The organism is Halalkalibacter lacteus, from assembly GCF_036663595.1.
Taxonomy (GTDB): Bacteria; Bacillota; Bacilli; order Bacillales; family Bacillaceae_D; genus Halalkalibacter; species Halalkalibacter lacteus.
Map to the genome: position 1 here is coordinate 43,739 of NZ_JAWRVL010000016.1, position 24,972 is coordinate 68,710.

The following is a 24,972-nucleotide window of genomic DNA, read 5'->3' on the forward strand; positions in this document are numbered from 1 at the left end:
TTTAGCATCCTCCTTCGACACGGTAACAGCTTTCAATCGATTCAATGACCTCAAGCTCAGATAATTTTTTATATAACTGTTCGTAATTTTCTTTGTTTGTATGGTGAGTAATAACAATAACCTCTGCTACTTCTTCGCCTTCAATCGGTAGCTGTAATAACTTTTCAAAACTCACATCATGGCTTGCGAATAAACTTGTAACGGCTTGGAACGTTCCAGCCTTATCCTCCACACGCAGACGCAAGAAATATTTTGAATCAATTTCGTTTGCCTTTTTTAGTACTCTTTCATGTAGAGGTTTTTGTACAGCTCTTCCACATACATTTAAGCGCATATTTTTCATAACTGATACCAAGTCTGAAACAATGGCAGTAGCTGTCGGCAATGATCCGGCTCCTGGACCATAGAACATTGTTTCTCCAACTGCTTCGCCGTAAACATAGACAGCGTTGAATTCATTATGAACGGATGAAAGCGGATGATCTTTTGGTAGCAATGTTGGTTCAACACTTACCTCAACGCGACCATCATCACGCTTTGCAAGTCCAATTAATTTCATAGTATAACCAAGTTGGTCACAGTAATCTAGATCTTTTTTCGTAACAGAAGAAATGCCTTTGACAACGACGTCAGCTAGACTAATATTCATTGAGAACCCTAACGTTGCAAGGATCGCCATTTTTCTTGCTGCATCTAAACCTTCGACATCTGCTGTTGGATCACTCTCAGCAAAGCCCAATTCTTGAGCAGTCTTTAACACATCTTCATAAGAGCTCCCATTTTGAGTCATTTTTGTGAGAATGTAATTGGTTGTACCGTTCACAATCCCCATCATTTTTGTAATACGATCAGCAGACAATCCGTCACTTAAACTTCTTAAGATCGGAATTCCACCAGCTACACTTGCTTCATAATACAAATCACAGCCATTATCGGCCGCTACTTGTAACAGCTCAGCCCCGTACAATGCCATTAGATCTTTATTCGCTGTCACAACATGTTTTCCATTTTTAAGTGCTGTTAGCAAATGCTCTCTCGTTGACTCTACTCCACCCATTACTTCAATGATTACATCAATGTCTTTATCGAAAAGAACTTCTTCTATTTGATCGGTCACAAGTGAATCATCAAGATCCACTGCTCGTTTTTTCACTATATCACGCACAAGAACTTTTTTCACGGTCACAGGACAGCCAACTTGATGACGTAACTCTTCTTGATGACGTCTAATAATCGAAACAACCCCTGTTCCCACTGTTCCTAGGCCAAGTAATCCAATGCGTACTTCCGCTGCTGACATGCTCTCCACTCCTTTTCCCATACTCATCCATGTATATTCAAAAAGTACATTTGTATATCTATAATGGACATTATAGACCTCTTCTACGAGAAGTACAATAGACAATTAAAAAAAAGTCAGAAAAATGGGGGTTGTCTCAAAATCAAAGGGTCTGACCCCGACTAGTTAGCACAATATATAGTTGAGCATTTGCACAACATTATATATTGTACACTAGGGGGTAGACCCTTTCGAGACAACCTCCAAATATCACAACCAATCAATCGGCGGCACTTGGTTTGTTCCAACACCTCTTGTCATAAGGATATGTTCAGCAAATTCCTTTAAAAACCGTTCATTTTTATGCTCATTGTCCATTAATCTTAAGAACTCTTGGCCAAGTTTAAATTTTTCTTCTGTAATTTGACTACGATAATACGCCTCAATGGCTTCATAATAATGAAGAGGAAAAAGCAAACGAGCATAAAGGAGCTTCCATGAATACGAGGTTAACGTCTCATACTGCTCATATCCTCTTATAAATGATTCGAGCTTCTCCCAATAAAACTCTTCTTCTGTCCAATGTTGGTCTCGGGTCCACTCAGCTAGATCTCGACAGGGATGGTCATAAACAAACGCCGTTGGTCGTTTCACGATTTCACCGGCTTCTGTAATGACAATCCACGTTCGGTCAGTAAAACGCCGATGGCAGATTGTCGGTTTTTCTTGGTCTCGAGCAGGATCGTCTAACGTAGCATCAACTGCATATTGAATCGCATTCTCCGACAATCCCATAAAATAAGGGTAGGAGAACAAAAAGCTTTCATCTACATAAGATTGTGGTCCCTCATACAAGATTTGCTGATACCAACCTTCTAATTGTTCGAGTCTTGTTTCCCACAATTTCGCCCATTGTCCAAAAAAGTCATAACTCCTTTTTTGATAAGGAATTTGTTTTCCGTAATGATGAACAGTCGCCAAGTGCGCTCCTTTTTCTTCGGGAGTGAGAACTTGAGTTTGAGGCCCTTGTCTTTCTCCCACATCAGGTAAAGGACATACATACACTTCCTGACCATCAATTAGGGCTGACCTCCGCTTTTGCAACGTAACAAGAGGCTCAAGTACAGATATGTCTCCTATCGACCGCATATATTCACTAAATGCAATCATTTCATCCTCTTGCAACATGCACTCTTCTTTCGGTAATAATAGATAGGACTTCCCCCCAGCTTCAAAGCCTTCATATTCCCCAACTGTAAATCGTGATTCACAGTAAATCCCATACCCGTCATAAAGATTCCGTTCAAACATCAACGTCCCTCCTCAAACGTTCATCCTTTTCCTAGTCTATGACCCAAATGAATAAAATGTGTATACGAACAGTAGACTAGTATTAGCCTTTCTGTCAGAATAAGAACAGAAAGAAGTCGTCGGAGGTGTCATATGACAAAACGGAACATGGATGAAGTAGAAGTTAAAGCAAGAGAATGGCTAGTTGAACGAGGCGTGACATTAGATGATATTGCTGAGCTCGTTTATTTTCTCCAAGTAAAATATCACCCAGACCTTAATCTTGAACTTTGCAAAGACAATGTTGATAAGGTCTTACGAAAACGTGAAGTGCAAAATGCAGTCATTACTGGCATACAACTAGATGTTCTCGCTGAAAAAAAATTACTGGATGAACCGCTGCAAGGAATCATTGACCGAGATGAGAGTTTATATGGCGTTGATGAAATTATCGCCTTATCAATCGTGAATGTATACGGATCAATCGGTTTTACAAATTATGGCTACATCGATAAACAAAAGCCAGGTATTTTAGAAAAGCTAAACGATAAAAGCACTGGAGAATGTCACACCTTTTTAGATGATATTGTCGGAGCTATTGCTGCCGCAGCTTCAAGTAGACTTGCGCACCGTGCCGCTAATACGGAATAATTGTTATAAATCACTTCTTGAGGTTAAATCGTAATCGATTTGGCCTTTTTTTGGACATATATATCCTCCTCCTCATCCCTCTTTCATATGAAACTAACACTCCTTGCTCGTATTGTTCCCACTATCACTCCTGTAAGTAGGCTCAAGATCAATTTGTGAATGATCCAATTACTGTTAATAACAATCTGAGGGTAAAATTACTAACACCATTGACACCTGTTTGATGGTAGAATTAACAACTAGGATACAGCAAACACGGAGGATAGATAATGAATAAAAAGCAAAAGATTCTAATCTATGTCATTTTCGGCATATTGTGGATTTTCGGTACCGATTATCTAGTTGCACAACTACATTCAGACATGCATATATATATTATCTTACAACAAGTGAAAGGCTTTTTCTTTCTTTTATTAACTACTTTCTTTATTTATTATGTATTTGTCAAGAAAGAAGAAAACGAAACAGTTAAAGCGGAAAAAGAGAAGTTAGAAGTATTAATCAATTCAATGGTTGATTTTGTCAATTTTAAAGATGGACAAGGACGCTGGACACAAGCAAATGAGTTCGCATTAAAACTGTTTCAAATTGACCATGTTGATTATGTCGGTAAAAAAGATTCTGAGCTAGGTGCATATAGTTCATTCTATAAAGAAGCATTTGATTACTGTGAGACATCAGATGAAGAAGCTTGGAAGATTGGAAAGGTTTCTCGTTGTGTTGAACAAGTCCCGATTCCAGATGGAAGTATGAAAACCTTTGATACGATCAAAATTCCACTTTTCAATCAAGACGGTAGTCGCAAAGAATTGGTTGTTATGGGAAGAGATATTACAGAACAAGTTAACGCTGAAAAGCAGCTTGAAGAAAGCAGACAAAATTACAAATCACTTTTTGAATATAACCCAGAGTTAGTTTATATCGTTAATCACCAAGGACAAGCAATCGAGTTAAATCCAATGTTCAAAATCCTCACTGGATATGACCCAAATGAATTTATCGGCAAATCCATTTTGCCGATTATATCTAACGAGCATAAACGCGAAACGAAGGTCGCCTTCTTAAACATTCTTAATCAAAAAAAATCATGTGTAAATAAAGAAGTAACGATTATTCGAAAGGATGGCGACAAGCGTATCTTGCGATGCACTTTTGTACCCACGGTAATTAACCATCAAGTCGTAGGTGCAATCGGTTATGCCACCGATATAACAAAGGAAAAAGAAACGGAGGAAAGATTGCGAAAGACAGAGAAACTTTCTGTTGTTGGCGAGTTAGCTGCTAGTGTCGCACATGAAATCCGCAATCCGTTAACGTCTATAAAAGGGTTTATTCAATTTATGCAAGCCAATGATGAGAAACAAAATTTTTACTATCGTATTATGCTTGATGAACTAGAAAGAATTAATCAAATATCTAGTGAACTATTAGCACTCGGAAAACCTAGAGAAGTTAAATTTGAAACATGTGATATCAGTTCTATTTTTGAAAGCGTCATGTGGCTGTTAGAGTCACAAGCTAATCTTTATAGCGTTGAAATAGAATACAATAAAGATGATGATTTGCCTTCAATAGAGTGTGAACCGAATCAACTGAAACAGTTGTTTATTAACATCATTAAGAACTCAATTGAAGCTGATTCCACCAAAATCAAAATCCACGTTTCCTTACAAGGTGAACAGTTACATGTCAATATAAAGGATGATGGAAATGGAATTGATGATGAGAGGATTCAACGATTAGGAGAACCGTTTTATTCTTCAAAAGAGAAAGGTACTGGATTAGGGCTGACCGTTAGTTATAAAATTATTCAATCCCATCGTGGGCACATTCAATTCGAAAGCAAACTAAAAAAAGGTACAAGCGTGACAATTATATTGCCTACTCGATCTTTATAAGCATCAATTGATATGACCAAGTATTAAATATCAATTGTAGTATCTATGAATCTACCTAATAAATAAATCATAGTTTTTTGTTTTTTTCTGTTAAAATAAATTGCTTAAAAGAGACTCCAAAGGTCAAAAACCGACCTTTGGAGTCTCTTTTTCAATCAAATGTCCATTGTGCTAGTGTTTCAATCGCATGAGTCGGCAATTCATCGAATGATTCGACTTGTTCTTTTGTTGATACACCCGTATACACCATTAATGTGGCCATTCCTGCACGTATTCCTGCAAGGATGTCTGTATGGTAATTATCACCGATCATAATCGTTTCTTCTTTCGTTAAGCCGATTACGTCTAGTGCTTGTTCAACAATGATCGATTCCGGCTTTCCGATAAACTTAGGCGTGACCCCAGTTGAGACAGAGACAACCGAGATAAGGGAGCCTGCTCCAGGTAATAATCCTCGCTCAGTCGGCAAGGCAACATCTCCATTTGTTGCAATGAATGTCGCTCCTTGACGCACATTAAGAGCGGCCTTTGCTAATTTTTCATATGTAATCGAACGGTCTAGTCCCATCACAACAAAATCAGCATCCTCTTCTACGATTTTATGTCCTTCTTCTTCTAGTGCAAACTTCAGTCCTTCTTCACCAACCATGCAAACACGAGCATGTTTCTTTTGTTCGGAAATATAGGTCGCAGTCGCCATACTTGTTGTAAATACATGCTCAGTAGTAGCAGGTACGTCCATCTCTCTTAAATGTTCTGCTACTTGATCAGGGCGTTTGGTTGAGTTGTTCGTGACAAAAAGGTACGGTAACTTTCTTCTTTCAAGCTCTTTCACAAACAAAACGGCCTCATCAATTTTTTCACTACCACGATAAACAGTCCCGTCTAAATCAATTAAAAACCCTTTGTAACTTTTCATATTCTCCCTCTTTTCAGGCAAAGTAGCGTTTTTGTTTTGTAAATCCCTGTTCTTTTTAACTATTTACGTCTGTGACTGTTTTGGATCTTTCACTTTATAGACACAGCATGAAGTATTTTCCTTCGCAATACAAGACTTGCGTTCAACGTGATCAGTGGCAAGTAATCGTTTAAAAAGCTGTTGCTCGCATGTGCATGCAATTGGATACTCCCTAGCTACTTGAGAAATTGGACAATTGTACTCAATAAACTCGAATGTGCCATCTTCTAATTCTTTATACTCAACCATATAACCTGCTTGACTTTGAATTCGCGCTAATGCCTCGACACGCTCTAGAAACGATCCTTTTATTTCTGCTTCATATTTTTTATAGAGACGATCTCTTCTTTGTTCAAATAATTGGTCAACCATTTCGCTTCCACTTAATTGTTCAACGTCTTGAAGTATTCCTAAAGATAAATCGCTGTAATTTCGTGGAAATGTTTCGCTTCCTTTTTCTGTTAAAAAATACTTATGAATTGGCCGTCCCATCGCTTGCTTTTCTAGTCTTGAACTTATCAACTCATCTCTTTCTAGTTCTCGTAGGTGCCTACGAACCGCCATTTCCGTCACTTCAAGTGTTGTAGCCAAAGATGAAACAGTTTGCTCCTGATTTCGCTTTAACAGAGTTAAGATGACTTGACGTGTAGAGTTCGTCTCACTTCTCACAACGATCACCATCCTTACCTCTCATTGTATGGAATGTACGATAAATTGCAAATATCTAGCTTTGTTACTTCTTTTCATTTGGTATAAATGCACTAACTGGTCCCAACTCTTCTACTAAATATCGTCTTACGTCAACAGAAAACTGTGATAAAACAGTTTGGTTTCCAGTAAAAGTTTCGACTAGTTGCTGATGATTGACCTCTGAATAGTTTTGCACAAGCTGCTTCCGGAGCCCTATTAGCAGTTTTAACGAAGTTGCATTCTTTGTGGTCACAACTTTCTCATCTTCCAAAATATCAATAATATCTTCGTACCCTCCTGGGTCTCTCATTATAAATCCGTCAATCATACTATTTCCAACATCTATAATCGATTCAATGACAACATAGGCAACTCGTTCCAAAGCCAGTTTCTCTGTTAAATCAGTAATTGACGCTACCTGATCAAGTTGTTCTTGCAATGTTTCTAAATAAACAAGCGTTTGTTCAATTTTTTCACGATCAACAAAATACATTCTTTTCATCCACCTATCATTTCATTTTCGTACGATTATCATTCTTAGTATACAACATTAGACGAAATTCAGCATGAAAGATCAAGCCCACAGATTAGCGTAGGATAACGAATAAAGGAGTTATAAGCATTAGAGATCATTTCCTCCCAGCTCCTCCCATGGTATGATGACTCTAAAAGAATTGGAAAGGAGCTACATACTTTGTCTGAGCGCTTTTATTTATATGATGATATAGAAGAAACGAGAACACGCTTTGTCAGCTTTATGGGCGAGCAACAACGATTCGATCTTGCCATTGTCTCTTCATCAAGATATTACGGCAAGCAACTTGTGTTAGATGTTCAATCAAATCGCTTTGCTATTATTGGATCCGATGATCTTGACGAACCTGGCTACCTCGAGCATGCCTATAAACTGTCTGAAGAAGAGGCTGAGGAGCTACGTTCATTTTTACATGAACTCATGTAAAGTTGGAATATTTGGAGGGGAACTCAAAACCAAAAGGGTCAGACCCATTTGAGACACCCTCCTCTTTATTTTACTATTTGCACGTTAACTCGCCATAACTCAGGATTTACTCGCCGCTCAACTCCACTTTCTCGCCCCTACATATTTGATAGCATTTGTTGGTAGTAAAAATCACAGTTACCGGGCAAATTATTCGTAAAGGAGGTGCCTTATTCATGGCAGATAAAGAGGAACAACAGTATACGGACTTTTCAAATGTTGAAACTCAGCGAAATTTCCTTGCCGCAGAAGACTTTCCTGAGGGGCCGTATGGTTCACCAATTAATAAAGATAAACCGGTTTCCAATAAAAGTACACCATGGGAACCAGGCCAACGTTACTATAGTGCTTTTAACTATGAGTTTAAGTCCCTACATCAAAATTTACCAAGACAATTCCCAGGAGCCCACCCAACTCATGATGACCCGAATAAAAACGAAGAACCACCATACACAACAAATGATTAAAGAGCTTTACCAAAAGGGCGCTTTTCCCTTTGGTAAAGCTCGAAGCAATGAGCGAAGCCGCTGCCTTCTTTTAAGCCTTTTATGAGTGGGGTTCTCATAAAAGGCGCGCAGCGTGCGGAGCCATTGCCACTTCAAACGAAAAGGGTGCTTTTCCCTTTTCGTTTTCCGAGTCCCCTCATAGGACGACGTTTTTCTTGTTATACAAAAACAGCCTCTGCTGCAATTAGCGAGACTGTTTTTCTTTTACTTTTTTGATAACAAAATAGGCACAGCCAAAATTGCAATACTCATACAAATAGTCCGGTAATGTACTGATTTTTGTATCATGCGTTGATTTTTTATGTCGGTCTTCAAAAAAACCTCTTAGCCTTAACTGGTTGTAACCCCAATCACCAACTATGTAATCATATTTATTTAAGACGTCAGCGTAGCGGGCTTTAAAAGCTTCTTCATCCCAAGCATTTTTTACATCTTCTAAAATTTCAAATTGCATCCCTTGAATGCGAACCATTTGGCTCACCTCTTTATTTTTACTTTCCTTATTATACCACATTTCGAACGTCTTACTACAAAAATCACTCATATAAAATGATCAACAAATTCACAACTTGCTTTAACGAGTCAGTCATGCACCATCATTTACTAGCTGTAAAAGTCAGTCATTCTGGTCAATCTGAAGGTAGAGGAGGTTTGATTATGATAAGAAAATCATTACTTGTTACTGGTATCGCAACCATGTTGCTCGCTTCGGGTTGCCAAATGCCTGAACAAGGGCAAACGTTGCAGCGAACAGCTAATAACGATAGTCATCAGCCAAACCAAGGCCACTATCCGATTAATGCTTTAAACGAAAAGAATGATTACAGTCACTTCGGATATTCTCGTTATGAACGAGATCATGTTATCCGTAATGGACGACAAGATGCGATTCCTGTCGTCGATCGAGACCGCTTATCAGATGCGGTGACACGTATGGTATTAACAAATGACGTCGTAAATGAAGCAGGTTCACTTGTTACTGATAAGTGTGTACTTGTTGCTTACGATGCCCAAGCGGATAATCGTGAGTTTGTCGCAGACCAAGTAAAGCGTAGTGTACTATCAATTGTCCCACGTTATTACGAGGTATATATTTCAGATAATCACGAGCATTTCGATGAAATTGAACGTTTTCAAAACTTATCTTCAGCTAATTCAGATCTAGAAGGTACACTAGAACAGACCATTCAAGAAATGACACAGGAGTCACCACAAGGAGAATATAACGAAGATACCGATGACAACGTCAACATAATGCAATCAAAACACAAACGTCTAAAGAACCGCTAATAGAAATGAAATAATAAAAAAGGAGCGTCACTGCTCCGCTCCTTAGCTGCTGAGAACCGTTTCTCAGTAGCTTTCTTATTGATTTGTCACCTTTTTTGCTTCCGCACGAACTTGCGCTTCGTTTACTTGCTCATCTGCATGATAGGAAGAGCGTACAAGTGGACCAGCTTCACAATGACTAAAGCCTTTCTGTAAAGCTATTTCCTTTAGCTCTGCAAATTCGTCTGGGTGGTAGTACTTTTGTACTTTAAGATGTTTCTTTGTTGGTTGTAAGTACTGTCCTATTGTCATGATGTCTACATCTGCTGCACGTAAATCGTCCATTGTTTCAATGATCTCTTCCTTTGTTTCACCAAGACCAATCATTAAACTTGATTTAGTAGGAATGTCCGCATGCATTTCTTTTGCACGACGTAAAAATTCCAACGTACGCTCATATGTAGCGCGTGCACGAACTCTTGGTGTTAGGCTGCGAACCGTTTCAATATTGTGATTCATAATGTTTGGGCGAGCATCCATTAATGTTTTTAAATTGTCGTACCCACCGAGCATATCAGATGGCAATATTTCAATTGTACAGAAAGGGTTGCGGCGTCTTACAGCTCGTACCGTCTCAGCAAAAACAGTAGAACCACCGTCTTTTAAGTCATCTCTTGCAACAGCTGTGATAACGACATGTTTTAGACCCATCATTTCAACGGATTCCGCTACACGTTCTGGCTCTTGTAAGTCAAGTTCATTCGGTAAACCTGTCTTAACCGCACAGAAACGACAAGCTCTTGTACAAATATCTCCAAGTATCATGAACGTCGCTGTTTTACGAACAGCCCAACACTCATGAATGTTCGGACAACGAGCTTCTTCACATACCGTATTCAATTTATTCTCTCTCATCATTTTTTTAAGTCCTGTATATGACTCATTTGTATTTAATTTTATTTTTAGCCAATCCGGCTTACGTAAATGTTCTTCTTTCTTTGCCATTTTAGTTCACTCCATTCAATCTTTATCTAAGTTTTTTTCAAAAAGAATATTTTACCTTTTTTTGAAAACTTCTTTGAACACATACTATATAAACTCGCTCAACACAATTCTATCTACTACTTTATCATGATTTCGAAAAAATAACCAAGCGCCCGCTTAAAATTTCCAATCATTCTCTCCAATGTTTTGGGCTTTTTTTACCACACTATATAAAGAGGAAAAACACGGACAGGCATACTTGTGTTTCTTAAAAGTAGAAAGGAGCCTAACATGAAATTGATTAAAGTCATCGTCTTTGCCATTATTTTCGTGTTCGTTTCTCTTCCCCTTGTTACAGCGGCAGAGAAAGAAGAGCTAACGAATGAACAAATTTATGAAAAGCGACTGGATTTATATAAAAAAGTAGAAACCATTACGAATGTTCCGTGGCACTATTTAGCGGCTGTTGATACGTATGAACGAGGCCTAAGACGTGCTCAGAAAGACAGGCCAAAAGAGGAAGGGTTCATTTCGATTTATTATTCTGAAGAAGAATGGGCTGGTAAGTTTAATCCAAATAAGCAAGATACGCATCCTCTTTCAATCCAAATGTTTGGTGGAGTTGGTCTAGACGGGGATGGAGACGGTCTTGCTGATCGTAACAATGACGAAGATGTTCTGTATACCCTTGCTCATTATCTTGAAGGCTTTGGTTTTGACGAGGATGACCTTCGGATTGGTTTATGGGAAAAATATAAACGTGATCAGTCTGTTCGGATTGTCCATGGACATGCTCAAGTATATGAAAAATTCGATACATTAGATTTAGATGACCATGCCTTTCCAATGCCACTGAACTACAATTATAGTTACAAAAACACATGGGGTGACCGACGTGGTTGGGGTGGTAGACGAATTCATGAGGGAACGGATATTTTCGCAGGCTATAACGTACCGATACGTGCTACTGCGTATGGTCGAGTGGAAATTAAAGGTTGGAACAAATATGGCGGATGGCGGATTGGAATTCGTGACTTAGATAACATCTATCATTATTACGCCCATTTAAGTGGATTTGAAAAGGGGATTGAAGAGAACAGTATCGTTGCTCCAGGTGATGTGATTGGGTATTGCGGAAGCTCCGGATACGGGAAACCCGGAACACAAGGGAAGTTCCCTCCCCACCTCCATTATGGAATGTATCGTGATAATGGCTATACGGAATGGTCTTTTGATCCATACCCTTCATTAAAACAATGGGAACGGAAAGCTTATCAAGATCGAAAAAAGAAGAAATAAATGGAAAAGCGCTAGATACGGTTCTAGCGTTTTTCTTTTCATGGTATAAATTTTCCAATCTAGAAAAAAATAGATAAAAAACAATTTAAGTGAGGACACATAAATGACAGAAGATCAAACTCAACTTTTAACAAACTTAAGAACTTCACAAGAGGAAATCACAATCGAGTGGATCAACTATTGGCTCGAGTATTCCTTTCTCGATACATGGCAATTTTGGTTTAACTTTATTATGCTAATTGCCCCACTCATCGTTCTGTACTTTAAAATAGATAAAAGTAAAGCATTTCTCTTAGGCTTTTATGGCTTTAATATTCATGTTTGGTTTTCATATACAGATATGTTTTTTGTGAAATTTGGATTAATTAGTTACCCTTACCAAGTCATTCCGATCACACCTGTAAATTTTGGTTTAGACGTCTCCCTTATCCCAGTCATATTTATTTTTCTTTATCAATGGATTCTAAATCATAAGAAAAATTACTACTTGTACGCGACCATCTTAAGCGCGGGACTTGCATTTGTATTCAAGCCTTATTTAGTTGTGTTTCAAATGTTTGAGATGCATAAGGTAAACTATCTCCACCTTTTCGTAGGCTATGTGATCGTTTTCCTTGTATCAAAGTGGATTACGAATTTATTTATGTATTTTAAGAAGACAAGTGCAGTTGCGTAGATTAATTATAAAAATAACTGTCGCACAAAGGAATGGTAACCATTGAGCGACAGTTATTTGATTTACCTTTTGCTCTTTGATACCTTAACAGCATTGGCAATACTTAAACCAAGACCTCCCCAAATAATAAGCATTCCAAATATCATCATCGTAACTGCTCCACCACTCATATCGCTCAACTCCTTTTCTTATTTTCTTGGTATATTCATGTCGCCACTTTTCCATTTGAATTTTGCAAAAATAAATCCAATAATAATTGCAACAATCGCCACTAGCCACCCTGAGCCAACTATAAATGCCGTGGAATAGCCTTCATAATTATCGGTTAAATTGTTAATCGTATTCTGAATAAACATAAACCCGAGCACAATCGGTGTAATAATACTTAAGCAAATTTTCCACCATGAGCCTAAACGGAAATCTGAAACTCCATTTGCATGCGTTTGAAGCTCTGGCAGTTTTTTCACAAACCATGATACAGCAATAACAGACACAAGACCCGCAAGTGCAACCCCAAATTGATTAATGAAATAATCAGTTGCGTCTAAGAAAAACAACCCACCTTGAGTGGCAAACAGGATAGAAATCAGAGCTGATAACCCTCCGCCAATCGCAACGGCCTTTCGACGTGAGAATTTAAACTTATCTTGCACACCTGACACAAATGTTTCCACAATTGAGATGAGAGATGATAACCCTGCAAGCACGAGTGATCCGAAGAAAAGTACCCCAAACAATCCATTCATGCCTGGAAATGTGTTAATAATCTCCGGGAAGACGACAAAGGCAAGACCGATTCCAGCATCTGCTACATCAGCTACTCCAACACCTGATGCATTTGCCATAAACCCAAGAGCAGCAAAGACCCCGATCCCTGCAAGTAATTCGAAACTTGAATTACTAAAGCCTGTAATAAATGCGTTATTTGTAATATCAGATTTTCTCGATAAATAACTCGAGTACGTAATCATAATCGCAAATGCTATTGATAAACTGAAGAAAATTTGTCCATAAGCCGCTACCCAAACCCCTGGTGACATAATTTCATTCCAGTCTGGTTTGAAGAACGCATCTAACCCAGCTAAAGCTCCTTCTAGGGTTATTGCACGAATAACAATAAGCAAAAACATTGCTACGAGTAATGGAATAAAGATTCGGTTTGCGATCTCAATCCCACGTCTAATCCCTTTGAATAGCACACCAAGAGTAATAATCCAGACGAGCACAAGTGGAATGAATACACCAGGTACGAGAGCTCCGATGTCCCCCGGTGCCCCACCCGAAACGACATCAATTCTTTGGAGATATTCGCCCATGAGGAAGCCACCCGTATCTTCTCCCCACCTTTGATTCACAGCAAAGTACGTATAGGACATCGACCACGCAATAATCACTGCATAGTAAGTAGCGATAACAAAGGAAATCGCCACTTGCCACCAACCGATCCACTCTGTTTTTTTGTTCATCCGAGCATAGGATAAAGGTGCCGAACCTCGATATTTATGTCCGAGAGTAAATTCCATAATAAGAAGAGGAATACCAGCAGTTAAAAGAGCAAATAAGTACGGTAAAAAGAAAGCTCCTCCTCCATTTTCAAACGCGACATACGGAAAACGCCAAATATTTCCTAATCCAACCGCTGAACCAATTGCAGCCAAAATAAAACCAGCACGCGTACCCCACTGTTCTCTTACGTTCATTCGTTTCACCTCTTTACATGTATTTTTAAATCACTTTCTCTATTTATTTATTCTGAATATTTACACTTTAGTATAGAATTTTTTATTAATTCGAAATCGCTTTCAACTACAGTGGTATTGCGTTACAGTATAAATGAATTTGTGACTATAAGGTATCACGTAACGTGAGAATCCATCCTTCACCAAAAAATAACGCCCTCTTAGTAATTTGCGGAGCGATTTCCTCTTTCTCGAAGATCTTTTCAAGGTCGGTTATATCACCTTTTTCCTTTCGTATAACTAGGAGTGTTTCAAGTAGCGTAGGTTCTTGTCACATTTTTCATAAACATTGAGTACGATGAATTAATATAGAATGTTTTTTAGGGATGAGTGGTCAAAGGAGGAAAAAGGAGGTGTGAATGATGGCTCGTTATCGAACAAAACCCATCGTGATCGAAGCTGTAAAAATTACAAGAACGATTACGATCGAGACTGCAGAAGGATCAATGGTTGGCCATCCTGGCGACTATCTAATTACAGATAAGAATGGGGAGCAGTATCCATGTTCAGCAGAGAAATTTGTGAAAACGTATGAGCGCGTGAAAGATGGCTCAGATGTGACAGCTTTCCTAAAGAGATCCTTACGAAAACTGAAACGAAAATCGAAAGAGATTTTTGTAAAAACATAGATTTCAGATAAGTAGAGACTGCCAACTTTATTAATTCCTAAAGTATTCAGCGTTCTCTTCCTTAGATTTTAGGAAGTATATTCTAAGGAGGTTTTTCTTTTTTTACGTTAATTCTATTTCTTAACAGGCACATACCCTGTTTTCTCCTTCTTTCGATCTCTATTAGTTTAAGTTTCCTCTTACTCGATCATAAACATTTAATTAATTTTGATAGATTTTTCTACTACTAATGCAAAAAGGATCAACCTCCAACGAATGAAGGCGACCCTATTATTCATTATGTTTTTTCACCATACATTTTCTTTAATACAACCACTGTTGCAAAAAGAAGACCAAATGCCACTGCTAAGCTTAATAAAACACTTGTTGTCATTCCGAGTACTAGATAGGAGATCATCGTAATTCCAGCTGCTACTAATGCATATGGCAACTGTGTCACGACGTGATCGATGTGATGACTTCCTGCTCCAGTAGAGGAAAGAATCGTCGTATCTGAAATCGGAGAACAGTGATCTCCAAAAATGGAACCAGCAAGAACGGCCGCCATCATCGGCAACATCATCGTAATATCAATCACCGCAGCCATTTCACCGGCAATCGGAAGCAACAATCCAAACGTCCCCCAAGATGTTCCCGTTGAAAATGCGGCAAAACCCGCAATCACAAATAAAATAACTGGTAAAAACATTGAATGAAGATTCGCCTTTTCGACAAGTGACGCTAAATACGTTCCTGTCCCAAGATCACCGATTATGGAAATAAGCGTCCAAGCAAAGAATAAAATATAAATAGCTGGAAGCATTGACTTCATTCCAACTAGAAGTGAAGTGCCTAGTCCTGTACCTGATTTAGGCTTACGCACATTTAACATAAGGGCAATCACTAAACCAAAAATTCCACCGTACACAAGAGCCGCTGCTACATCCGTATTTTCAAAGATCGTTAATAGCGTTGCTTCGCCTTCCGTCCCTTGAATTCCAGTTGTAATCATAAAAAAGACTGTCCCAACAATTAACGCAACAATCGGCCATACTAAGTCGCCAACTTTTCCTTTTTTACTCGCTTGAATCTCTTCTTGCGAACCAGGAATAGCACCTAAACCGGGGTTGAACAATTCGCCTGTTTTCATCGCGCGCTGTTCGTGAGCTTTCATCGGTCCAAAATCAAGGTTGAACCATACAACAGCTACTACAAGACCAATCGCAACAAGTGCGTAAATATTCATCGGAACCATTAACATGAACGCTTGTAACGCTTCATACTGCGTTACCGAATGCGTTGCAAAAATTCCAGCAATAATGGCAATAATGTAGGCACCCCAACTTGAAATCGGAGCAATGACACACATTGGCGCAGCTGTAGAATCAACCAAATATGCTAATTTTGCACGTGAAATGCGGTGACGATCCGTTAAAGGTCGACTAACATTTCCAACTGTTAAACTATTAAAGTAGTCATCAATAAAAATGATCAGCCCTAATACAACTGTTAAGATTTGAGCACCTACACGCGTTTTCACTCTTTTCATGGCCCATTCACCAAATGCACAGCTTCCACCAGAACGCGTAATGAGCGCCGCCATCATTCCTAATAACAAGAGGAAGAGAATGATAAAGAATTCCCACGTATTAATGGCAAACCCCTCATCTATGATCGCCCAAGTTACCGTTTGAAATGTCACAGTCTCTACTTCATAATCGAAAATGATCCCCATAACAATTCCATAAATATTGGCTGCCGCAGAAAGCGGATTAAAATTGTGTAACATCAACGCTCCAATAATAGCCCCTGTCCCAAGTGATACTAAGACACGTCTTGTAACAATAACCATGACAAGAGCTAAAATCGGAGGCACTAAAGAAAAAATAGATGATTCCATATAAAGACCTCCTAAAAATGTCTGGCACTTCATTTATTAACGACTTCATGAGCGTGCGCTCACTTTGGTAAACTGTGCTTACTTCTACATAGCTTCAAACAGAAAAAACGACAATGGTTAACCCACTGTCGCCGTGAATGCCGAGTGAATCCCCTTTATCATGATAGTCCTCCACAACTTGATCGCTTCAAGCTATGACAGCCCTGCATTTATTTAATGCAGCTCCAGCAGAAATAGCCTGACCACTACTTCCACTTCGGCAACATCCCCTTTTTCTTTTCCTCAACGTTGTCATCCTCAGAAAAGGTACTGATGGCAGTCGCGCCTCTACCTCATCGTAAATGAGGCACTTCTATTTAATTACCAATTATGGATAGTATCATGTTTTGATATGAAAGACAATGTTAATTTCCACCACTAGTACCCAAGTCTAGACCACTCCCGTTAGAGGATTTTTTTAATTCAGCAGGTAAAATCATTCCGCCTCCACCATCTGAGTAGTATTCAGGTACTTTTCCTTGGATATTGACAAAACCAACAGGAATCGTTGTTTTTACGGCTTCGGTGTTTGTTGCAAACGGAATAACGATTTTCACATCAACAATCACATCAAAATTAAATGAGATCGTCGTATTATTGATTCCGGTATTTTTCGTTTCAGCATTAAGATCGGTTTTCACATCACCAATCGCTGAGAAGCGAACCGGAATTTGTGGTCCCAATTGGGCAAGTAAGGCATTGTTTGTCGCTTGACCGAGAGGAATGCTATAAATGATACCACCTTCAGTAGTAAGACTTTCATTGTTACCTTCTGAATCAAATGTAACATCGAAGGCTTCTCCTTGTTCTATCGCTTTCAAGTGGCGTTGAACGCGGTTTGTTGCTTCAGATAATATTTTGTTATAAATTTGTGTATTAAATTGGATCAACTGTATATCATCATTCGCATTTTTTTCGATAATAAATAGATCTTCCTGATTAAGATCACTCGCAATTTTTTTCGATACGGCATCATTAATTGCCTTTGTTGCAATGACTCTCGTCTCTGTTGTAGCGATAGACATCAAAGTTGGCCGAATCCCCTTCTCAATTATCCACAACCCTTGTACTGTCAACACAACAAAAATAAGAAAAGATAAAAGCAGCACATAACGAAATGGTAGCGGACCTTTCCGAGTTTGGGGTCTATGTCTTCTTGGTGCTCTCATGCTGAAAAACCCCCTTCACCACATTTCTATGCAGGAAGGGAGACAGTTTGACCAAAAAATTTATACAAGGCTAACACTTTTTTCGTTCATACGTTCGGAATTCATGCGGGTAGCGGTTTTTCTCATCCACTTTCCCCATTTCCACTGAGGCAATTTCCCACTGTTCTTCTTCTATCTTTGGAAAATACGTATCCCCATCAAATGTCTCATCTATATATGTAACATAAAGACGATCAACATAATCCCAAAACAATCGGAACACTTCTGTTCCACCAATGACAAAGCACTCCTTTTCCTGCTTTGCCATTTGCAAAACATCCTCAATGTCGTGTACAACTTCACAGCCCTCCGCTTCATAACCTTCACTTCTTGTAAGCACCACATTTTTCCGTTTCGGCAAAGGTCGACCAATTGACTCGTACGTTTTTCTTCCCATCACAATCGTGTGTCCCGTTGTAACCCTTTTAAAATAAGCGAGATCCGCTGGCAGATGCCAGGGCAGTTGATTTTCTTTCCCGATCAGACGATTGCGATCCATTGCAACAACAAAAGAAATCATGGAACCGCCTCCTTTCCTTTTGACTTTTGTTCTATAGTACCATATATTGTTGGCTGGACAATAAATTTACGTTTTCCGGCGGACATAGAAACCTGACCTGCTCCATCAAAATATCATCAAAATAAAATCCCGAAAACTGGTATATTTTTTACTTTTAAGTGAATTTCATCTTGTAACTAGTTGACAATGAGGTAATAATATTTTATAATCAACAATGTAAACGCTTACATTATTAACTTATTAGATCCAAAGGGAGTGACGTTATGTCTTTTGTAACCCCATCTCAGATCGATAAAGAACTGATTATCGATACCCTTTTAGAAAATCAGTTGTTCAAGATGCCTGACGGCCGCCAACTATATGAAGCAACAGAAGAAGAACTAAGACTATTAATTTGTTCTGAAATTGATAACCACCATACATTTTGTGATTTATAACATCACAAATTTAAGCCTGTACCAATGGTCAAGAGCGATCATGATACGGGCTTTTGTTATGCATTCGGGAAGTGCCAGGCACCTCCCGAATGTTTGAAATACGTTCGGAATGACTACACTTGCTAGTAATTGAGGTGAGTCAAATCTGTATATGTATAGAATATTGTTAGGTTGCTGGCCCCTCGTTTTACTGCCTTTTTTGTTCACAGAGAGTTTTCATATACATTACAACCTACCTTCTACGTATTCCAACTTGTATGGTTATGTATATTCTTCTAGGAAAATATCAGTGTATGTCGATCAATCGTACAAACAAAATTACTAAGGAGGACTTCTATGTTGAAAGCAATTGGATTAGGCGTTTTTTTCGTCATTCTTTGTGTCGCTATTCCTAGTTTACTCGGTTATTATCATAACGATCATGAACAATCCACCGACTCTTCAGTGCAACAGACAGAGAAAGAACCAAACTTTGATCAAATAATTGACGAAGAAACTACCGATTCAGACAAACACGATAAGACAGATGTAAGTCTTGAGAAGAACAACGAAGAAAATGAAGATCTAGTTTTTACAACAACCGATGAAGCGATGGAAGCCGTATTAGAACACTTTTCCCTAACAGAGCTGATCAGTATTTATCAAAGTATACGAAATGGAGTCGATGATGAAAGTAGAGAAGAATTAATAACAATGCTTCAAGAGCGTTTTTCTGATGAAGAAATTGAAGCATTAAAAGTAATCGGATTTTCTGAATTGGATAAAGTTTTGCAGTAAGATTAAGTACAGTTATAAATCTCCTCCCTCTATGAATAACGATCAACACACCTCGGAACAGAATTTTTGGCATATGCGAATTGTGCCCTCACTAATGATTGATCAACCAATCATTAGTGAGGGCATCTCATTACATATTTTGTTCTTTTCTCTTTAAAAGTTGCATAGGTACGTTTTGTTTTGTCGTCATTCTTTTCGTAAAATAGCTGTGAAGGAGCATTCCAATAACAATTAAAGACAGACCTAATACCGCTAATCCACTTGGCAATGGAGCCGAAAAGAGCAACATCTCACCTATTAAGACAAATAGTACTTGTGTAGATTGAGTCGCTTCCACCGCTGCAAGCTTCCCTTGATAGAGGCGAACGCGATCGGTAGCAATAAAAAATAAGGTCGTAGCAATCACCCCTGAACAAATGGCTACAATGAATGATTGAACAATTTGATCAGTAGAAGGACTCCCTACTGTTTTGAAACCAATTACACCAATTACGATCCAAAATGGCATACTTGCCACAGTCATTCCAAAGATTCTTTGAAACGAGTCTAGCCTTCCTCCGCATAGCTCCATCATTTTTCGATTTCCCAATGGGTAAGCAAACGCAGCAAGGACAACAGGCAGCACACCAATTGTAATTGTATGAACTGTCAAACTATTAGCTTTTTCTAGTTGCATTAAACAAACCCCTACGAAAATAAGCAAGGAAATAGCAAGTGCCCTCTTCGGTATTTTGCTCCGTACTTTCTTATCACCCTCTGTTTCAAAAAACAAAGGGCCGAGTAGCGTTCCTGCTACAATCGTTAATTGCCACGTACCAGCAACTAACCACCCTGGACCGTATGCTGCAGCATACGTTATTGGTGCGTAAAATAAACCAAAGCCAACAAAGCTCCAGCATAACCACCGAAACGGATGTTTTAACATCTCATGTAAGAGTTGTTTTACATTATTTCGAATGAGTACGATAATGAATAAAAATGGTATCATAAAAGCAAATCGTAAAGAGGAACTCCAAAGCCAGCTACCCCCAGACAGTTCCATCGAACGATTTAAAATAAAGGTTACGGCGAAAAACATAGATGCAATAACGCCTATAGCAAGTTCTTTCATAATCTCAACCTTTCTACCTCAAATCTAGTGCTTATTATATTATACTATTGTTAAAGTATAATATACTTTATATACTAGGAAATTTCTATTCTTAAGTTTATGATAGGAGGATCTCTTCTTTGGATAAATACGAAGCCGAAAAAATAGCCAAACAAGTAGGCGAAACATTGAGGAAAATAAGAAAAGAACGAGGAATGAGTTTACAACAATTAGCCGAGACGACCGATGTAAGCAAACTAACGTTAGGAAATATCGAAAGAGGCGAAGCCAACCCTTCTCTTACTGTTATTTGGAAAATAGCAAATGGCCTCTCCATTCCTCTATCCTTTTTGCTACAAGAAAACGAAGAGGTGAAAATTTCACGCAAACATCGAGGCAATAAAGTACTTAGTGCGAATGAGGCTTGTACGCTTGAACCAATGTTCGAAGGTACTCACCATGGTTCAAGCGAAATTCATCGTGCCTTTCTTAAGCCAAACAGTGAATACAAACCAGGTGCTCATCAACTTGGCGTGACCGAGTATGTAACAGTCATGTCCGGTGAAGTAAAAATTAAAATTGAAGACGAATATTACCATCTTTATGAATATGATTCGATTAAGTTTAGTGGCGATAAAAAACATGCTTACATCAACCCTACGTCATCAACAACCGTATTACATTTTGTTATGACTTATTCCAATTCGTAAAACACTGTTTCAGAAATGTAAGGAAATCAAAAGTAAAAACAAAAAATCGCTAGGTTAAAATTCCTAGCGGTTAATATGTTCAATCTGACGGCGCATATCCTGATTGTTACTGATATGGATCCTTAGGCATTTGTCTTTCACAAATTTCAATCATTTCTTCAAGTAAGTCAGCCTTACTTAATTCTGTCCATGGAATCTCGATTCCTTTTCCAGGAGCGAGTGCTTTTCCTCTATATTCCTGATGATCATTTGCTGCAATGTATATGTCCCAACTCCATGTCTTTACTTTCTGTCTATAATCTAAATCCCCTTGATTGTCAATTTCAACTAGATAATGATTTTTCACTTTAAATTCTCTAATATTATCCATAACTCCCTCTCCTCTCTCTTTCTATTACCCATATAAGTAATTCGGCATTCATATTGAAATTCCCTATATCTTTCGTCCAACAATAACCGACACCATTCTAAAAAAACTGTTCTAATAAGCCAAACTTCGAGGCGCGCCAGGCACACTCTCCCATGTTTAGCTCTGCAAAAGAAAAGGTAGAGTACAAGAGATCGAAAAAATGAAAGGATGAGCGAAAATATATTAAGGTACATTACCGACCTAATGGAGTGACAATTGAGGATAAAACATCTTCTCTTTACCAATAATAAGTAATACGTTAGCAGAGGAACTACTTCGACAAGCTTCGGGGTGTGCCAGGCACCACAAAGGAGGACGCAAATATGAAAAAGATCCCAGTCGGCAGCATCATCTATTTTGTAGCAGCCTTGCTTTGGCTATTCCTTGCCTTTACTGATTTTGGAAATTGGTCAACCCGAGTATATTTCGCTTTGTTTTTATTATTCGTCGTTGTCGGCATTATTAACTGGCGTATGACAGACCGTTCAAATTCTGACTAGACAAAGCGTACATATGCCTTCAAGGATCACGCTACTCTCTTCGTATATTATTGTATTTACAAAAAATAATAAAAGCGGCCACTAAAGTGGTCGCTTTTATTATTTTCGGGAAGGAACATCCCCTCTCTTTTCTACTCGACAAACTTCGGGTGGTGCCAGGCACGTTGTATCAAGAAAGAAAAAATCGCATGTTTTCCTTGCAAATACAGATAATAGGAAGATTAACTTCGAGTTGAAAAGAGGAATAAATCATGCTAAAGAAATATCAAATCGCAAAAGTAATTCAATCATATAAAACTTCAAAGTCTCAAGAAAACAAACCTCTTAATACGATCAAAATCGAAAAGGATTTAGCAAAAAATTCTGATCACTTAAAAAACGTTTTAGGAAAAAGTACCGATGTGAAGTTTAGAGAAATTGAGGTGAACTACGAGACCCCTATTAATGTGTTTATTTGTTTTTTAGATGGTCTCGTTAATGAAGACTATATTAATTTGTATATGATCAAACCTTTATTGGAACCTAACTTCACCTCCACTCATTCTGTATCAGAGGATTTTCTAACAGTTGTCGAAAAGCAGATTTTAAGCACCTCAAGTATTCAAGAAGTAAGATCCATAGATGAGGTAATAGAAAGTGTTTTATCGGGAGAAACGGCTGTTTTTATAGATGGCTATGATTCCGCTCTTACTGTAAGTACCGAAGGGTTTGAAGCAAGGAGTGTAGAACAGCCAGATACAGAATCAAGTGTTAGAGGACCACGAGAAGGTTTTAATGAAGTTCTCAAGGTAAATACAGCTTTAATTCGCAGAAAAATTAATAATCCTAATTTAGTATTTGAGAGCATGAAAATAGGAAAGCAGACAAAAACAAACATTCGAATCGGATATATAAATGGAATTGCTAATCCAAAAATTATAGATGAAGTAAAGCAACGTTTAAAACGAATTAATACAGACATGATTTTAGAATCAGGGTACATTGAACAATGTAAATTGTAAACACAAAGCTATACAATGTTGCTCTGGCCACTAAAGCTTAACCGAATAAATAATGAAATTAGTGGGAACTGCTAATATATCTGTAAAAATTCAAACGTAGAGGTGATACCGTTGGACCATAATTTTGATTACGACCGTGATCGTGATCTAGAAGATGCGCTAAACACTGAAAATGTGATAGATGCATTGAAAACAAGCCTGGGGCAAGAAGAAGAAATGATGAGGAAATATTTAATCTTAGCAGAGCGAATTCACGATAACGATGAACTCAAAACACGCTTAGTTAATTTTGCAGAAGGCAATGCCAAACGCTCGAGACAGCTTATTGACGAACTATCTTATAAAAATTAGGTGAGTCGTCAAATCAGGAAGGATATATGACCTGCGATATGAGATCAATATAATAAAGATTTTTATCAATTCCAATTCTTATATAGAACTAAATTCAAAAAACACCCTTATTCAAATGAATGAGGGTGTTACTGCTTCTTTTATACCGCCACCGGTGCCTTAATTGCCCCATGCGGATGATAGCCAATTAATTCAATATCTTCTATCCCAAAATCAAAAATACTAGTCCTGTTAGCATTTAGCTTGATATTAGGTAATTCTCGCGGTTCACGTTCTAGTTGTATTTTGATTTGATCAATATGGTTGGAGTAGATATGGACATCTGCTCCTGTGTAGATTAGCTCTCCCACTTCGAGGTTGCATTCATATGCGATTAGGTGCGTCAATAGCGCATACGACGCAATGTTAAATGGAAGTCCTAGGAAGACGTCGTTTGAGCGCATGTTGAACATGCAGCTTAGTTTCCCTTCGTTGACGTAGAATTGAAATGCGTAATGACATGGCGGAAGCTGCTGGTTCTCAAGTTCTGATGCGCTCCATGCATTGCAAAGAAGTCTACGTGAGTCAGGATTTCGTTTGATTTCTTTTATTATATAAAGGATTTGATCGTATGTTTTTCCGTTTGCGCCTTCCCAGCTACGCCACTGCTTGCCATACACATTTCCAAGATCTCCGTATTTTTTAGTGAACTCATCATCTTCTAGAACTTTTTCTTGATAGAGTTTGAGCTGTGCTTGATAGACGGTATTGAACTCTTCGTCTTGCTGGCTGCGGAGTCCAAAATTGGTCATATCAGGTCCTTTGTAATCATCTGACTCGATCCATTTTTGAAAACCCCACTCGTCCCAAATATGATTATTGTTTTGGAGAAGGTAACGTAAGTTCGTATCTCCTTTTAAGAACCAGAGAAGTTCACTAACGATTAATTTAAATGGCACTCTTTTTGTCGTTAAGAGTGGGAAGCCTTCTTGTAAGTTAAAGCGCATTTGATGACCGAAAATTGATATCGTGCCAGTTCCTGTTCTGTCTTCTTTTTTCGTTCCGTTCTCTAAGATGTATCGGCATAAATCCAAATATGTTTGATCCGCTTGATTCATTTCACGTACCCCTCCGTACTATAACCATTTTCGTTACTTCACGACTTTTTATCAACTATTTTATCTGTCATTGATTATCGCATAAA

General features: G+C 38.4%; 29 protein-coding genes and 1 riboswitch. Of the genes, 14 read left to right on the forward strand and 15 right to left on the reverse strand.

Annotated elements, in window-relative coordinates:
- Position 1 precedes the first annotated feature (1 nt).
- Both SAZ04_RS12985 and yutH read right to left on the reverse strand, forming a co-directional pair.
- Positions 2-1,300, reverse strand: coding sequence for a homoserine dehydrogenase (locus SAZ04_RS12985; protein ID WP_332695754.1), 1,299 nt, complete (start codon positions 1,298-1,300; stop codon positions 2-4).
- Between the two features lie 249 nt (positions 1,301-1,549).
- Positions 1,550-2,590: a spore coat putative kinase YutH gene (gene yutH / locus SAZ04_RS12990; protein ID WP_332695756.1), complete on the reverse strand. Its 1,041-nt coding sequence runs from the start codon at positions 2,588-2,590 to the stop codon at positions 1,550-1,552.
- Between the two features lie 132 nt (positions 2,591-2,722).
- Here yutH and SAZ04_RS12995 point away from each other — a divergent pair, with 132 nt between their 5' ends.
- Positions 2,723-3,220 carry a phosphatidylglycerophosphatase A family protein gene (locus tag SAZ04_RS12995; protein WP_332695758.1) on the forward strand — a complete coding sequence of 166 codons (498 nt, stop codon included), beginning with the start codon at positions 2,723-2,725 and terminating at the stop codon, positions 3,218-3,220.
- A gap of 269 nt (positions 3,221-3,489) precedes the next feature.
- On the forward strand, positions 3,490-5,118 hold the full coding sequence (locus tag SAZ04_RS13000; protein ID WP_332695760.1) for a PAS domain S-box protein: 1,629 nt from the start codon (positions 3,490-3,492) through the stop codon (positions 5,116-5,118).
- A gap of 151 nt (positions 5,119-5,269) precedes the next feature.
- On the opposite strand, the gene SAZ04_RS13005 is transcribed toward SAZ04_RS13000, so the two are convergent.
- The 3 genes from SAZ04_RS13005 to SAZ04_RS13015 all read right to left on the reverse strand — a co-directional run bounded on the left by SAZ04_RS13005 (position 5,270) and on the right by SAZ04_RS13015 (position 7,259).
- Entirely contained in the window at positions 5,270-6,037 is a 768-nt protein-coding gene (locus SAZ04_RS13005) for a TIGR01457 family HAD-type hydrolase (protein WP_332695762.1), read from the reverse strand.
- A gap of 63 nt (positions 6,038-6,100) precedes the next feature.
- Positions 6,101-6,757, reverse strand: a complete 657-nt coding sequence (locus SAZ04_RS13010; RefSeq protein WP_332695764.1) for a helix-turn-helix transcriptional regulator — start codon at positions 6,755-6,757, stop codon at positions 6,101-6,103.
- Between the two features lie 52 nt (positions 6,758-6,809).
- Positions 6,810-7,259 carry a DUF86 domain-containing protein gene (locus tag SAZ04_RS13015; RefSeq protein WP_332695766.1) on the reverse strand — a complete coding sequence of 150 codons (450 nt, stop codon included), beginning with the start codon at positions 7,257-7,259 and terminating at the stop codon, positions 6,810-6,812.
- 201 nt (positions 7,260-7,460) lie between these two features.
- Here SAZ04_RS13015 and SAZ04_RS13020 point away from each other — a divergent pair, with 201 nt between their 5' ends.
- Together SAZ04_RS13020 and SAZ04_RS13025 are read left to right on the forward strand one after the other, a co-directional pair.
- The gene (locus SAZ04_RS13020) at positions 7,461-7,727 is read left to right on the forward strand and encodes a DUF3055 domain-containing protein (RefSeq protein ID WP_332695768.1); all 267 of its coding nucleotides are present in this window, start codon (positions 7,461-7,463) and stop codon (positions 7,725-7,727) included.
- Positions 7,728-7,942: 215 nt separating this feature from the next.
- Complete coding sequence (locus SAZ04_RS13025) at positions 7,943-8,233, forward strand: cytosolic protein (protein ID WP_332695770.1); 291 nt, start codon at positions 7,943-7,945, stop codon at positions 8,231-8,233.
- 223 nt (positions 8,234-8,456) lie between these two features.
- Here the strand turns inward: SAZ04_RS13025 and SAZ04_RS13030 are convergent, their stop codons facing one another.
- Positions 8,457-8,744, reverse strand: coding sequence for a YutD family protein (locus tag SAZ04_RS13030; RefSeq protein WP_332695868.1), 288 nt, complete (start codon positions 8,742-8,744; stop codon positions 8,457-8,459).
- A 185-nt stretch (positions 8,745-8,929) separates the two neighbouring features.
- Between SAZ04_RS13030 and SAZ04_RS13035 the strand changes: the two genes are divergently transcribed.
- Positions 8,930-9,562, forward strand: coding sequence for a YhcN/YlaJ family sporulation lipoprotein (locus SAZ04_RS13035; RefSeq protein ID WP_332695772.1), 633 nt, complete (start codon positions 8,930-8,932; stop codon positions 9,560-9,562).
- Between the two features lie 75 nt (positions 9,563-9,637).
- Here SAZ04_RS13035 and lipA read toward each other — a convergent pair whose 3' ends face one another.
- A complete protein-coding gene (gene lipA / locus SAZ04_RS13040) occupies positions 9,638-10,546 on the reverse strand; it encodes a lipoyl synthase (RefSeq protein ID WP_332695774.1) in 909 nt (302 codons plus the stop codon).
- A 270-nt stretch (positions 10,547-10,816) separates the two neighbouring features.
- Between lipA and SAZ04_RS13045 the strand changes: the two genes are divergently transcribed.
- Positions 10,817-11,824: a M23 family metallopeptidase gene (locus SAZ04_RS13045; protein WP_332695776.1), complete on the forward strand. Its 1,008-nt coding sequence runs from the start codon at positions 10,817-10,819 to the stop codon at positions 11,822-11,824.
- 103 nt (positions 11,825-11,927) lie between these two features.
- Positions 11,928-12,500 carry a CBO0543 family protein gene (locus SAZ04_RS13050; RefSeq protein ID WP_332695778.1) on the forward strand — a complete coding sequence of 191 codons (573 nt, stop codon included), beginning with the start codon at positions 11,928-11,930 and terminating at the stop codon, positions 12,498-12,500.
- A 62-nt stretch (positions 12,501-12,562) separates the two neighbouring features.
- Here SAZ04_RS13050 and SAZ04_RS13055 read toward each other — a convergent pair whose 3' ends face one another.
- A complete protein-coding gene (locus SAZ04_RS13055; RefSeq protein WP_332695780.1) occupies positions 12,563-12,670 on the reverse strand; it encodes a MetS family NSS transporter small subunit in 108 nt (35 codons plus the stop codon).
- A gap of 18 nt (positions 12,671-12,688) precedes the next feature.
- Complete coding sequence (locus SAZ04_RS13060; protein ID WP_332695782.1) at positions 12,689-14,200, reverse strand: sodium-dependent transporter; 1,512 nt, start codon at positions 14,198-14,200, stop codon at positions 12,689-12,691.
- A 398-nt stretch (positions 14,201-14,598) separates the two neighbouring features.
- On the opposite strand from SAZ04_RS13060, the gene SAZ04_RS13065 reads away from it, so the two are divergent.
- Positions 14,599-14,868, forward strand: a complete 270-nt coding sequence (locus SAZ04_RS13065) for a hypothetical protein (protein ID WP_332695784.1) — start codon at positions 14,599-14,601, stop codon at positions 14,866-14,868.
- Positions 14,869-15,145: 277 nt separating this feature from the next.
- On the opposite strand, the gene SAZ04_RS13070 is transcribed toward SAZ04_RS13065, so the two are convergent.
- The 3 genes from SAZ04_RS13070 to SAZ04_RS13080 all read right to left on the reverse strand — a co-directional run bounded on the left by SAZ04_RS13070 (position 15,146) and on the right by SAZ04_RS13080 (position 18,514).
- The gene (locus tag SAZ04_RS13070; RefSeq protein ID WP_332695786.1) at positions 15,146-16,747 is read right to left on the reverse strand and encodes a Na+/H+ antiporter NhaC family protein; all 1,602 of its coding nucleotides are present in this window, start codon (positions 16,745-16,747) and stop codon (positions 15,146-15,148) included.
- 156 nt (positions 16,748-16,903) lie between these two features.
- Positions 16,904-17,085, reverse strand: a riboswitch (Lysine riboswitch).
- A 66-nt stretch (positions 17,086-17,151) separates the two neighbouring features.
- The gene (gene yunB, locus SAZ04_RS13075) at positions 17,152-17,955 is read right to left on the reverse strand and encodes a sporulation protein YunB (protein WP_332695788.1); all 804 of its coding nucleotides are present in this window, start codon (positions 17,953-17,955) and stop codon (positions 17,152-17,154) included.
- 70 nt (positions 17,956-18,025) lie between these two features.
- On the reverse strand, positions 18,026-18,514 hold the full coding sequence (locus tag SAZ04_RS13080) for a dihydrofolate reductase (RefSeq protein WP_332695790.1): 489 nt from the start codon (positions 18,512-18,514) through the stop codon (positions 18,026-18,028).
- Positions 18,515-18,777: 263 nt separating this feature from the next.
- Here SAZ04_RS13080 and fbpA point away from each other — a divergent pair, with 263 nt between their 5' ends.
- Positions 18,778-18,951 carry a Fur-regulated basic protein FbpA gene (gene fbpA / locus SAZ04_RS13085; protein ID WP_332695792.1) on the forward strand — a complete coding sequence of 58 codons (174 nt, stop codon included), beginning with the start codon at positions 18,778-18,780 and terminating at the stop codon, positions 18,949-18,951.
- 336 nt (positions 18,952-19,287) lie between these two features.
- On the forward strand, positions 19,288-19,728 hold the full coding sequence (locus tag SAZ04_RS13090) for a hypothetical protein (RefSeq protein ID WP_332695794.1): 441 nt from the start codon (positions 19,288-19,290) through the stop codon (positions 19,726-19,728).
- A gap of 130 nt (positions 19,729-19,858) precedes the next feature.
- On the opposite strand, the gene SAZ04_RS13095 is transcribed toward SAZ04_RS13090, so the two are convergent.
- Positions 19,859-20,839, reverse strand: a complete 981-nt coding sequence (locus tag SAZ04_RS13095) for a DMT family transporter (RefSeq protein ID WP_332695796.1) — start codon at positions 20,837-20,839, stop codon at positions 19,859-19,861.
- Between the two features lie 119 nt (positions 20,840-20,958).
- On the opposite strand from SAZ04_RS13095, the gene SAZ04_RS13100 reads away from it, so the two are divergent.
- Positions 20,959-21,528 carry a helix-turn-helix domain-containing protein gene (locus SAZ04_RS13100; protein WP_431309001.1) on the forward strand — a complete coding sequence of 190 codons (570 nt, stop codon included), beginning with the start codon at positions 20,959-20,961 and terminating at the stop codon, positions 21,526-21,528.
- A gap of 106 nt (positions 21,529-21,634) precedes the next feature.
- Here the strand turns inward: SAZ04_RS13100 and SAZ04_RS13105 are convergent, their stop codons facing one another.
- Entirely contained in the window at positions 21,635-21,898 is a 264-nt protein-coding gene (locus SAZ04_RS13105) for a hypothetical protein (protein WP_332695798.1), read from the reverse strand.
- Between the two features lie 362 nt (positions 21,899-22,260).
- Between SAZ04_RS13105 and SAZ04_RS13110 the strand changes: the two genes are divergently transcribed.
- From SAZ04_RS13110 to SAZ04_RS13120, 3 genes are all read left to right on the forward strand, one after another.
- Positions 22,261-22,437: a hypothetical protein gene (locus SAZ04_RS13110; RefSeq protein ID WP_332695800.1), complete on the forward strand. Its 177-nt coding sequence runs from the start codon at positions 22,261-22,263 to the stop codon at positions 22,435-22,437.
- Positions 22,438-22,688: 251 nt separating this feature from the next.
- A complete protein-coding gene (locus tag SAZ04_RS13115; protein ID WP_332695802.1) occupies positions 22,689-23,438 on the forward strand; it encodes a spore germination protein in 750 nt (249 codons plus the stop codon).
- A gap of 111 nt (positions 23,439-23,549) precedes the next feature.
- Positions 23,550-23,789, forward strand: coding sequence for a hypothetical protein (locus SAZ04_RS13120; RefSeq protein WP_431309002.1), 240 nt, complete (start codon positions 23,550-23,552; stop codon positions 23,787-23,789).
- 140 nt (positions 23,790-23,929) lie between these two features.
- On the opposite strand, the gene SAZ04_RS13125 is transcribed toward SAZ04_RS13120, so the two are convergent.
- Entirely contained in the window at positions 23,930-24,886 is a 957-nt protein-coding gene (locus tag SAZ04_RS13125) for a thymidylate synthase (protein WP_332695806.1), read from the reverse strand.
- Positions 24,887-24,972 lie beyond the last annotated feature (86 nt).

Bases quoted from the DNA above. Each gene is read 5' to 3' on its own strand.
- SAZ04_RS12985 (WP_332695754.1), bottom strand. From the start codon at position 1,300: ATGTCAGCAGCGGAAGTACGCATTGGATTACTTGGCCTAGGAACAGTG.
- yutH (WP_332695756.1), bottom strand. From the start codon at position 2,590: ATGTTTGAACGGAATCTTTATGACGGGTATGGGATTTACTGTGAATCA.
- SAZ04_RS12995 (WP_332695758.1), top strand. From the start codon at position 2,723: ATGACAAAACGGAACATGGATGAAGTAGAAGTTAAAGCAAGAGAATGG.
- SAZ04_RS13000 (WP_332695760.1), top strand. From the start codon at position 3,490: ATGAATAAAAAGCAAAAGATTCTAATCTATGTCATTTTCGGCATATTG.
- SAZ04_RS13005 (WP_332695762.1), bottom strand. From the start codon at position 6,037: ATGAAAAGTTACAAAGGGTTTTTAATTGATTTAGACGGGACTGTTTAT.
- SAZ04_RS13010 (WP_332695764.1), bottom strand. From the start codon at position 6,757: ATGGTGATCGTTGTGAGAAGTGAGACGAACTCTACACGTCAAGTCATC.
- SAZ04_RS13015 (WP_332695766.1), bottom strand. From the start codon at position 7,259: ATGTATTTTGTTGATCGTGAAAAAATTGAACAAACGCTTGTTTATTTA.
- SAZ04_RS13025 (WP_332695770.1), top strand. From the start codon at position 7,943: ATGGCAGATAAAGAGGAACAACAGTATACGGACTTTTCAAATGTTGAA.
- SAZ04_RS13030 (WP_332695868.1), bottom strand. From the start codon at position 8,744: ATGGTTCGCATTCAAGGGATGCAATTTGAAATTTTAGAAGATGTAAAA.
- SAZ04_RS13035 (WP_332695772.1), top strand. From the start codon at position 8,930: ATGATAAGAAAATCATTACTTGTTACTGGTATCGCAACCATGTTGCTC.
- lipA (WP_332695774.1), bottom strand. From the start codon at position 10,546: ATGGCAAAGAAAGAAGAACATTTACGTAAGCCGGATTGGCTAAAAATA.
- SAZ04_RS13045 (WP_332695776.1), top strand. From the start codon at position 10,817: ATGAAATTGATTAAAGTCATCGTCTTTGCCATTATTTTCGTGTTCGTT.
- SAZ04_RS13050 (WP_332695778.1), top strand. From the start codon at position 11,928: ATGACAGAAGATCAAACTCAACTTTTAACAAACTTAAGAACTTCACAA.
- SAZ04_RS13055 (WP_332695780.1), bottom strand. From the start codon at position 12,670: ATGAGTGGTGGAGCAGTTACGATGATGATATTTGGAATGCTTATTATT.
- SAZ04_RS13060 (WP_332695782.1), bottom strand. From the start codon at position 14,200: ATGAACGTAAGAGAACAGTGGGGTACGCGTGCTGGTTTTATTTTGGCT.
- SAZ04_RS13065 (WP_332695784.1), top strand. From the start codon at position 14,599: ATGATGGCTCGTTATCGAACAAAACCCATCGTGATCGAAGCTGTAAAA.
- SAZ04_RS13070 (WP_332695786.1), bottom strand. From the start codon at position 16,747: ATGGAATCATCTATTTTTTCTTTAGTGCCTCCGATTTTAGCTCTTGTC.
- yunB (WP_332695788.1), bottom strand. From the start codon at position 17,955: ATGAGAGCACCAAGAAGACATAGACCCCAAACTCGGAAAGGTCCGCTA.
- SAZ04_RS13080 (WP_332695790.1), bottom strand. From the start codon at position 18,514: ATGATTTCTTTTGTTGTTGCAATGGATCGCAATCGTCTGATCGGGAAA.
- fbpA (WP_332695792.1), top strand. From the start codon at position 18,778: ATGTCTTTTGTAACCCCATCTCAGATCGATAAAGAACTGATTATCGAT.
- SAZ04_RS13090 (WP_332695794.1), top strand. From the start codon at position 19,288: ATGTTGAAAGCAATTGGATTAGGCGTTTTTTTCGTCATTCTTTGTGTC.
- SAZ04_RS13095 (WP_332695796.1), bottom strand. From the start codon at position 20,839: ATGAAAGAACTTGCTATAGGCGTTATTGCATCTATGTTTTTCGCCGTA.
- SAZ04_RS13105 (WP_332695798.1), bottom strand. From the start codon at position 21,898: ATGGATAATATTAGAGAATTTAAAGTGAAAAATCATTATCTAGTTGAA.
- SAZ04_RS13110 (WP_332695800.1), top strand. From the start codon at position 22,261: ATGAAAAAGATCCCAGTCGGCAGCATCATCTATTTTGTAGCAGCCTTG.
- SAZ04_RS13115 (WP_332695802.1), top strand. From the start codon at position 22,689: ATGCTAAAGAAATATCAAATCGCAAAAGTAATTCAATCATATAAAACT.
- SAZ04_RS13125 (WP_332695806.1), bottom strand. From the start codon at position 24,886: ATGAATCAAGCGGATCAAACATATTTGGATTTATGCCGATACATCTTA.